A 7,551-nucleotide genomic window follows, 5' to 3' on the forward strand; every position below is an offset into this window, starting at 1 on the left:
GATCAGGCCGGTTGTCCGACGGCGGCGGCCGGAAACAGCAGCGCACGTGCCTGCGCATCGAGCATCGCTTGCGCATCGACACGCTGCACGAGGCCATCTTCCAGGCTGGCGACGGGCCCAAGCCAGCGCGCGTTGGGCGTGGCGATGCCGCTGTCGGCAAAATGCGCCGCATCAATGCGGCGCGTGTGGGTAGCGTGTTCGACGATCAAGCCGAGCAGCGGTGCATCTTCGCCACGCGAGTCTGCTTCGTAGTGCACCAGCACCAGGCGAGTGGAGCGCAGCGGCCGCGCCGGGCGCCCAAGCGCAAGCTGCGGCACGTCAAGCACCGGCACCGGCGTGCCATGCCGCTCGATCACCCCGGCCACCCATGCGGGCGCACCCGGAATCGCCTTGGGTGCGGCCAGCGGCAGCACTTCGGCAATCTGCGCCACATCGAGCGCATAGCGGTCGCCATCGAGTTCAAACAAGAGGTAAAGCATGGCGATTCTCGCTACAGCAAAAAACTCCGGCAGGCGTCAGGCGTCGATCTTGAAACGCGACACGCCGGTACGAAGCTGGTTGGCCACCAGCGTCAGGTCATCAATCGCCTGCGACGACTGGCGCAGCGATTCCGCCGTCTGCTGTGCGGCTTCGGACAATTGCGACAGCGCCTGCGTGATCTGCTCGGCGCCGGTCGCCTGCGTCTGCATGCCTTCGTTCACCATCTGGAAGCGCGGCGCCAGCGTCTGCACCTCGGTAATGATCTGCGAGAGCTGCGTGCCGACCTGCTGCACGTCGCGCATGCCGCGCCGCACTTCTTCCGAGAATTTGTCCATGCCCATCACACCGGCCGACACCGCAGACTGGATCTCTTTCACGGTCTGCTCGATGTCGTAGGTGGCCACGGCCGTCTGGTCCGCCAGGCGACGGATTTCGGTGGCAACCACCGCAAAGCCGCGGCCGTACTCGCCGGCCTTTTCGGCCTCGATGGCCGCATTGAGCGACAGCAGGTTGGTCTGGTCCGCCACCTTGGTGATGGTCGACACCACCTGGTTGATGTTGGTCGCCTTCTCGTTGAGGATCGCCAGCTTGGCGTTGACCGAGCCCGCCGCCTCCATCACGCCGCGCATGGTGTCTTCCATGCGGGTGAGGCCGCTCTGGCTGGCGCCGGCCAGCGTGGCGGACTGCTCGGCCACGCTGGACACCTCGTTCATCGTGCGCAGCAAGTCGCGCGAGGTGGCGAAGATCTCGCGCGAGGTCGCACCGATCTCGGTGGTGGTGGCGGCCGTCTCAGCAGCGGTGGCCTGCTGCTCTTTAGAGGTGGCGGCAATCTCGGCCACCGAGGTCGTCACCTGCAAGGAAGATTTCTGCGCCTGGGACACCAGGCTCGCCAGCTCTTCGGCCATGCGGTTGAAACCCGCTTCCAGCGTGCCGAATTCATCGCTGCGGTGCAGATCCAGCCGACCAGACAGGTTGCCAGTGCGCATGTTGTCGTGCACCTGCACCAGCCGCGCCATCGGCACGGTAATCGCCTTGTGCAGGATGTAGCCGAGCACGAGCGCCGCCAGCAACACCAAGCCCAGCGCCACGGCCAGCGTCACCTCGGTACCTTGTACGGAGGTGCGGATCTGCCGCGCCGACTCATCGGCCACGGTACGGTTATCGGCAACGAGCTTGTCAACGAGGCCGGTCGCCTCTTCCCAGGCCGCAGTGGAACGCAGTACGACTGCCTGCGCAGCCGGCTTGGACGTACGTGCCAACTGCATCGCCTCGTTAAACATCACCAGGTATTTGTCGACCGCCGTGCGGTAGGCCCGGAAACGCTGACGATCGTCTTCGCGGTAGATGGTGCCCTCGTAGGCGGCCGAATGCTGGTCGAGATCACGTGCGATCTGCGCAGCACGCTCCAGATCACGATTGGTGGTGGCGGTATCAGCATCCACAAACAGGGCACGCTCAAGCGTCGCGTGGCTGTTGCGCGTGGCCGCACGCAGCGAGGTGGACAAATACAGCCCCGGCACAGAGTCACGCTCCAGGCTCAGGGCTTCTTCGTCAATGACGCGCAGGCGGTCATACGACACCGCTGCCATGATGACCATCAACACGAACAGCACACCAAAGCTGAAGACGATGCGGTTGCCGAGTGAGAACCGGCCGCCGCGAAGCATGCTTGCCAGGGTTGCGTTGCTGATGCGGGGCGTCGCAGAAACCATGTTGAAACCTATGAAACAGATACGGGAAGACATGGAAGCGGCTCGCGGAGCACACCTCACAAAACTGTGTTGAATGGTAAAGGAACGTATCGGCCACCGGAACCGAAACCTTTGCAATTGGGCGCAAATACGGGTAAGTCCTTGCCCGGACAGCGATGAGCGACATTCCAGTCATTCGGCACGGTGCGACGAAAGCGCACACCATGAGCGCGCGTTGCGCCGGGCAAACGCGCAAAAGAAACGCCGGTTTCAACCACCGCGCACGGCACGCGCAAACGCTTGCACCACGTCTGCAGAGGCATCGGTGATGGCCCAGTAGCCCATGCCGGCGCTGCGCCAGACCATCAGTTGGTAACCGCGTTCTGTGCGCAGGGCGGGCTCGGTGTCGGCGCCGCCCTCGGGACGCACGTACAGATCGACCGGATGCTGCGCAGAGCGGTACACCAGCACCGCTACCGGGCGGCCGTCGACGTAATCCAGCCGCCCGCCGATGAGCGGGAAGCCGCGCGTGGCGAGGTCTGTGACCGGCGGCGCGTAATCGATACGGCCGTTGAACCACGGCTTGACTGTGTGGCGATCCGACGACAGCACATCGGTCTCACGTGCGCCCAGCAGCGCCCGCACGTGGCTGGCGGTGATGTCGTGTGCGGTCAGTGCCACCGTGTCGGGCCGGCCAACCAGCACCCCCACACCCAGCGCCACGGCCGCCAGAGTGCCCGCCGCCAGGCCCAGGCCCCGGGTTGGCGTGATGAGCCATCCGGCCAAGCGCTGCCAGGCAGACCCGCCCCGGCGCGGTGCACGGGCACGCGCCACCGGCGCTTCATGCCGTACGCCGGTTTTGGCCTGCGCTTCAACCTGTACAGCGTGCATCACGCGCTCGCTCAAACCCACGGGCGCCTTCATGTACAGCGCGGGCGCACGCAGCCCCTGGCGCAGCGCGCGCACCACAGCGTCGTGGCGCGTCGCAATGTCCGTACACGCCGCGCAAGTGCCCAGATGCGCTTCCATGCGCAGGCTATCGGCCGCACCGAGTTCGCCATCGGCGCGCGCGGCCAGCAAAGCGCGGATGTCGTCACAGGTCATGGCGGGCCTCCTTGGTACTGTTTCCCGTGCCGCCCGATGCACGGATCGGCGTGACATTGGTGCGTGGCGGCGCGGTGTCTTCGGTCAACAGGCGCGCAAGCTGCTGCCGTGCACGCGCCAACCGCGACATGACCGTGCCGATGGGCGCATCGACCACGGCGGCAATGTCGCGATACGGCAGGTCTTCCAGCTCGCGCAGCACGAGCACCTCGCGATACGGCACCGGCAATTGCGCCAGCGCGGCATGCACCCGGCGTACGTCGTCGATACGGGCGAGCAGCGCGGCTGGGTCCACACCGTAGCTGGCGCCATCGTCATCAGCCTGGGCCTGACTGGCGGTGGCTTCGTCATTCCACGGCTGGGCGGGTGCCTGCTTGCGGCGCGCGCATTCCGAAAACCAGGTGTTGCGCACGATCGCCAGCAGCCACGGACGCCCATCGCCGCCTCGAAACCCGCCAAACAGCCGGAACGCGCGCAGGCAGGCTTCCTGGACGATGTCATCGGCGTCCTGCGCATCGCCCGAGAGCCAGCGCGCCAGGTTGTAGGCCGCATCGACATGCGGCAGCACCGCCTGGGCAAAGCGCTGGGCGTCGGTGGGCAGATCGAGCGTGGGGTCTGACAGGTCGGACATGGCGGCCTGATAACGATTGACTTTCGTATACCGGGGTGCGATCCAGTTTATTCCCGCCGAAAGAAATTTCGTTGAAAACGCGCGTTTCGTGGAATACGCACCCACGCCGGCCGGTATGACAGGCAGGACCGGCGCTCCACCCCGCTTCATCCTTCTCCGTTGCGCTGGATCAACGACCGAATCAGCAACCCAACGCAGGGGACACCCCATGAGCAAACAACCCGGACGACGCCAGTTTCTGCAACTGGCCGCGGTCGGCGGTCTGGTGTATGCCTCCGGCCTGCCCGGCTGGCAGGCAATGGCCGCGACCGCGCGCGCCGCAGGCAAGGCTGGCGCCGCGCAGGAAGACTTCTACTTCGTGCAGCTATCCGACACCCACTGGGGCTTCAAGGGCACGCCCAACCCCGATGCACGCGGCACGCTGCCCAAGGCGATTGCCGCCGTGAATGCGCTGTCGCCCGCGCCGGACTTTGTCATTTTTACGGGAGACCTCACCCACATCAGTGACGACCCCGACGAGCGCCGCAAGCGCCTGCAGGAATTCCGCGACATCGCCGCCCAGATCAAGGTGCCGGTGGTGCACTACATGCCGGGCGAACACGATGCCTCGCTCGACAACGGCGCCGCCTACATCGAACTGTTCGGCCGCACACATTACGCGTTCGACCACAAGGGCGTGCACTTCATTGCCATCGACAATGTGTCGGACCCAGCCGCACGCGTGGGCGAAGCACAGCTTGCCTGGCTGGCAGCAGACATCCGCTCGGTGCCGGAACACACGCCCGTCGTCGTCTTCACGCACCGGCCGCTGTTTGATCTGTACCCGCAATGGGACTGGGCCACGCGCGACGGTCAGCAGGTGATCGACCTGCTCTTGCCACACCCGAACGTGACCGTCTTCTACGGCCACATCCACCAGGAACACCACCACATGACGGGGCACATTGCGCACCATTCCGCGCGCTCGCTGATGTTCCCGCTGCCAGCGCCACCGGCGCCGGGCTCGCAGGCCAAGCGCAACCCGGTCCCGTGGGATGCCGCCGCGCCGTATCGCGGCCTGGGCTGGCGCAGCATTACCGAGCACGGCAAGCAGGATGCCGCCACCTGGGCACTGGCCGAACAGCCCATCCAGGCCAGCAGCGAGGCCAACGCCACCACCAAGACCCCGGAGACCACCTGACATGCGCCCTACTATCCAGACTTCGCACAACCCCAGGCGGCGCCTGGCGCTGCGTCAGTTCACCGTACTCGCCGCCGGTGCCGCACTCGCCTGCGTTGCGCATGGCGAAGGCCCGCAGGTGATCCGCGTGCACGCGCGCAAGTTCACCTTCACACCCGACAAGATCACGCTCAAGCGCGGCGTGCCCGTGGTGTTCGAGTTGACCGGGCAGGACATCCTGATGGGCTTTTCGATTCCGGATTTCAACCTGCGGGCGGATGTGGTGCCGGGGCAGACGGTGCGCCTTGCGCTCACGCCCGATAAGACGGGCACGTTTGATTTTCTGTGCGACATCTTCTGCGGCACGGGGCATGAGACGATGAATGGGACGTTGACCGTCACCTGAAGCAAAGCTACCCAAACCAGAGAACGCCCTGACTACTCAGGGTGTTTTCTTGGATGATTGATCGATGGCGAGGCCAGCCTCGATCTCCGGATTGGGTTCACCATCCTTAGTGGCGACCAATCCTTTCGGCGCCAGCGGAATCAAAGGCAGAATCAGCGCGTACACCACGGTGGTCGCAATCACGCAGTACGTGAATCCGAGCGTAGGGCTGCTGCTGTAGATGCGCGAGCCGAGCAGATCGCCAGCACGCGCCGATAGCGCAAACACACCGTCCACCAGCATCATCAGCGTGCCTTGCAAACCCGGCGGACAGGACCGCATCGCAAGGTCGAGATACGCGGCCGTGGCAACACCGCCCATCAACCCGATCGGTGCCGCCAGGACCAGCGCGAGATCGGCCGAGTGAATGAAGGCCAGCGGAATCATCTGCGGCACAGCGACGATCGTTCCCCACCATAGCAGCCTGTTCAGCGAGACCTTCTTGCACAGGAAGCCATACAGCAGAAAGGTCGGGATGAACGCGGCGGCGAAGATGCCGTTGTAGTACGAGTAGACCGAATCCGACGCATGCAACGTGTTGGTCAGATAGAACTGCAGCGGCGTGGCCGCGCCCGGCGCAAAGTTCCACAGGAAGCAGATGAGCACAGCCGGATAGACCGCTCGATGCCTCACCAGCCGCCGGACATTGCCCACGAAATCCGTGCCCCTGGCTTGCGGCTTCTCATAGGCATCGCCAAAGACAGACGCGGGCCGCCAGAGACCCAACACAGCAATCGATAGCGTGAACGCCGCCGCCAGCAAGAAGGCCGCTTTCGGGGCCAGATGATCAGAGATGACGCCGGAGGCAAATGCCCCGGCAACAACCGGAACCGTGCTCACCACATTCAACAGCGCGCTCAGCCGTCCGGACATGCGCTTCTCCTGGCCCACCAACGCGATCAACCCCTGATAGGCCGCGGCGACAAATCGGGAAGACAGCATGGCCAGCAGCATCCAGACCACCAGCGCCGGGTACGAGAGCCCCGAGAACGCCATGCCGATCAACGCCAGCGCCGTGGCCGGCGCAAAGATCAGAAAGAAGCCACGATCGCGCAATCCCAGCGGGTTCCATTGATCGCGCGCCAGACCAAACGCAAACGCGAGGTACACCGGGATGCCCGTCACGAGCCGGAAGATCGAGATCTGCGTCGCCGTTGCGTGCAACTGGTTCTTGAGCAGGTACGAGGTCTGGATGTCGACCAGATAGCCGGCCGGCGTGGCCAGAGCGATGAACAAGGTCAGGCAACCGAAATACAGCAGGGTCTGGTCAACGCTCTTGAAGGCATGCCCCTCCACACCCATCGAAAAGTGCGCAGCGTGCCCGCGGTTGGCGACGGCTTTTGATTGGTCGGAGGATTTCGTTGTCACGGCACTCGCCCCCAGGGCGACAACTGGCTAAAACACGCGCTACGCGTCAATGCGCTACGAGATAGGCTTTGGCGGCTTCGATTTCCGGTCGCGTGCCATCCGCATTTCTTGCGAGCACCAGCAGTCGTTCGAAATATTCGGCCGCCTTGTCACGTTGGCCGGAAAGGGCTGCGGCATGCGCGGCGCCATAGAGGCCGCGAAAGCGGTTTGGGTATTCCCGCAGCGCCGCTTCGTATTCCTTGAACGCGGCGCCGGATTTCCCTTGCTCTACTAGCAAGTCACCGAGCAACTCGCGCATTGGAACCAGCCTGTTCTCCATGGCTACGTTCTTGATGCTGGCATCTTCGCCATCGGCCGCCGCCCGCATCCATTGCTCAGCGCGCGTGCGGTTGCCCTCCTGTTGAGCGATCCACGCCGAGACGGCAGCGATCTCTTCATCGGTTCTGGCCACCCAGTAAGGCTCCTTGGATTTTTCAAGCGCTTGCCGCAAGCGCTTGAGTGCCTCGATCTCCTGCTTTGCGCCCGTCACATCGCCACTGCGCGCCATCCCGAGGCCGCGTGCGAATCGCGTGATCGAATCGGCGTAGGGCCAGTTGTTCGAGGTGATGGGCAGAGCGGCTGCGGCTTTCCAGTCGGCGCGCTCTAAGGTGTAACGCGCAGGCATGGCTGCAAT

At 64.5% G+C, this 7,551-nt stretch carries 7 protein-coding genes and 1 pseudogene; 2 read left to right on the forward strand and 6 right to left on the reverse strand.

Features of this window, described 5'->3' with window-relative positions; genetic code table 11:
- Nucleotides 1–2: 2 nt before the first annotated feature.
- The 4 genes from JHD73_RS15470 to JHD73_RS15485 all read right to left on the reverse strand — a co-directional run bounded on the left by JHD73_RS15470 (nucleotide 3) and on the right by JHD73_RS15485 (nucleotide 3,906).
- Entirely contained in the window at nucleotides 3–479 is a 477-nt protein-coding gene (locus tag JHD73_RS15470) for a chemotaxis protein CheW (protein ID WP_199031155.1), read from the reverse strand.
- 36 nt (nucleotides 480–515) lie between these two features.
- Entirely contained in the window at nucleotides 516–2,192 is a 1,677-nt protein-coding gene (locus JHD73_RS15475) for a methyl-accepting chemotaxis protein (protein ID WP_199031156.1), read from the reverse strand.
- A gap of 249 nt (nucleotides 2,193–2,441) precedes the next feature.
- A complete protein-coding gene (locus JHD73_RS15480; RefSeq protein ID WP_199031157.1) occupies nucleotides 2,442–3,275 on the reverse strand; it encodes an anti-sigma factor in 834 nt (277 codons plus the stop codon).
- Nucleotides 3,265–3,906, reverse strand: coding sequence for an RNA polymerase sigma factor (locus JHD73_RS15485; RefSeq protein ID WP_199031158.1), 642 nt, complete (start codon nucleotides 3,904–3,906; stop codon nucleotides 3,265–3,267). The genes JHD73_RS15480 and JHD73_RS15485 overlap by 11 nt, the downstream gene beginning before the upstream one ends.
- Before the next feature lie 208 nt (nucleotides 3,907–4,114).
- Between JHD73_RS15485 and JHD73_RS15490 the strand changes: the two genes are divergently transcribed.
- Together JHD73_RS15490 and JHD73_RS15495 are read left to right on the forward strand one after the other, a co-directional pair.
- Nucleotides 4,115–5,086, forward strand: a complete 972-nt coding sequence (locus JHD73_RS15490) for a metallophosphoesterase (RefSeq protein WP_199031159.1) — start codon at nucleotides 4,115–4,117, stop codon at nucleotides 5,084–5,086.
- Nucleotide 5,087: 1 nt separating this feature from the next.
- Nucleotides 5,088–5,471 carry a cupredoxin domain-containing protein gene (locus tag JHD73_RS15495; RefSeq protein WP_199031160.1) on the forward strand — a complete coding sequence of 128 codons (384 nt, stop codon included), beginning with the start codon at nucleotides 5,088–5,090 and terminating at the stop codon, nucleotides 5,469–5,471.
- A gap of 36 nt (nucleotides 5,472–5,507) precedes the next feature.
- On the opposite strand, the gene JHD73_RS15500 is transcribed toward JHD73_RS15495, so the two are convergent.
- Both JHD73_RS15500 and JHD73_RS15505 read right to left on the reverse strand, forming a co-directional pair.
- A complete protein-coding gene (locus JHD73_RS15500) occupies nucleotides 5,508–6,812 on the reverse strand; it encodes an MFS transporter (RefSeq protein WP_199031162.1) in 1,305 nt (434 codons plus the stop codon).
- A 112-nt stretch (nucleotides 6,813–6,924) separates the two neighbouring features.
- A pseudogene (locus tag JHD73_RS15505) lies at nucleotides 6,925–7,551 on the reverse strand (hypothetical protein); the annotation flags it as partial.

This window comes from Ralstonia sp. ASV6, assembly GCF_016429285.1.
GTDB lineage: Bacteria > Pseudomonadota > Gammaproteobacteria > Burkholderiales > Burkholderiaceae > Ralstonia > Ralstonia flaminis.

What these genes read in the sequence shown, in the direction of transcription:
- JHD73_RS15475 (WP_199031156.1), bottom strand. Translation starts at nt 2,192, where the DNA reads ATGGTTTCTGCGACGCCCCGCATCAGCAACGCAACCCTGGCAAGCATG.
- JHD73_RS15485 (WP_199031158.1), bottom strand. Translation starts at nt 3,906, where the DNA reads ATGTCCGACCTGTCAGACCCCACGCTCGATCTGCCCACCGACGCCCAG.
- JHD73_RS15480 (WP_199031157.1), bottom strand. Translation starts at nt 3,275, where the DNA reads ATGACCTGTGACGACATCCGCGCTTTGCTGGCCGCGCGCGCCGATGGC.
- JHD73_RS15495 (WP_199031160.1), top strand. Translation starts at nt 5,088, where the DNA reads ATGCGCCCTACTATCCAGACTTCGCACAACCCCAGGCGGCGCCTGGCG.
- JHD73_RS15490 (WP_199031159.1), top strand. Translation starts at nt 4,115, where the DNA reads ATGAGCAAACAACCCGGACGACGCCAGTTTCTGCAACTGGCCGCGGTC.
- JHD73_RS15470 (WP_199031155.1), bottom strand. Translation starts at nt 479, where the DNA reads ATGCTTTACCTCTTGTTTGAACTCGATGGCGACCGCTATGCGCTCGAT.
- JHD73_RS15500 (WP_199031162.1), bottom strand. Translation starts at nt 6,812, where the DNA reads ATGGGTGTGGAGGGGCATGCCTTCAAGAGCGTTGACCAGACCCTGCTG.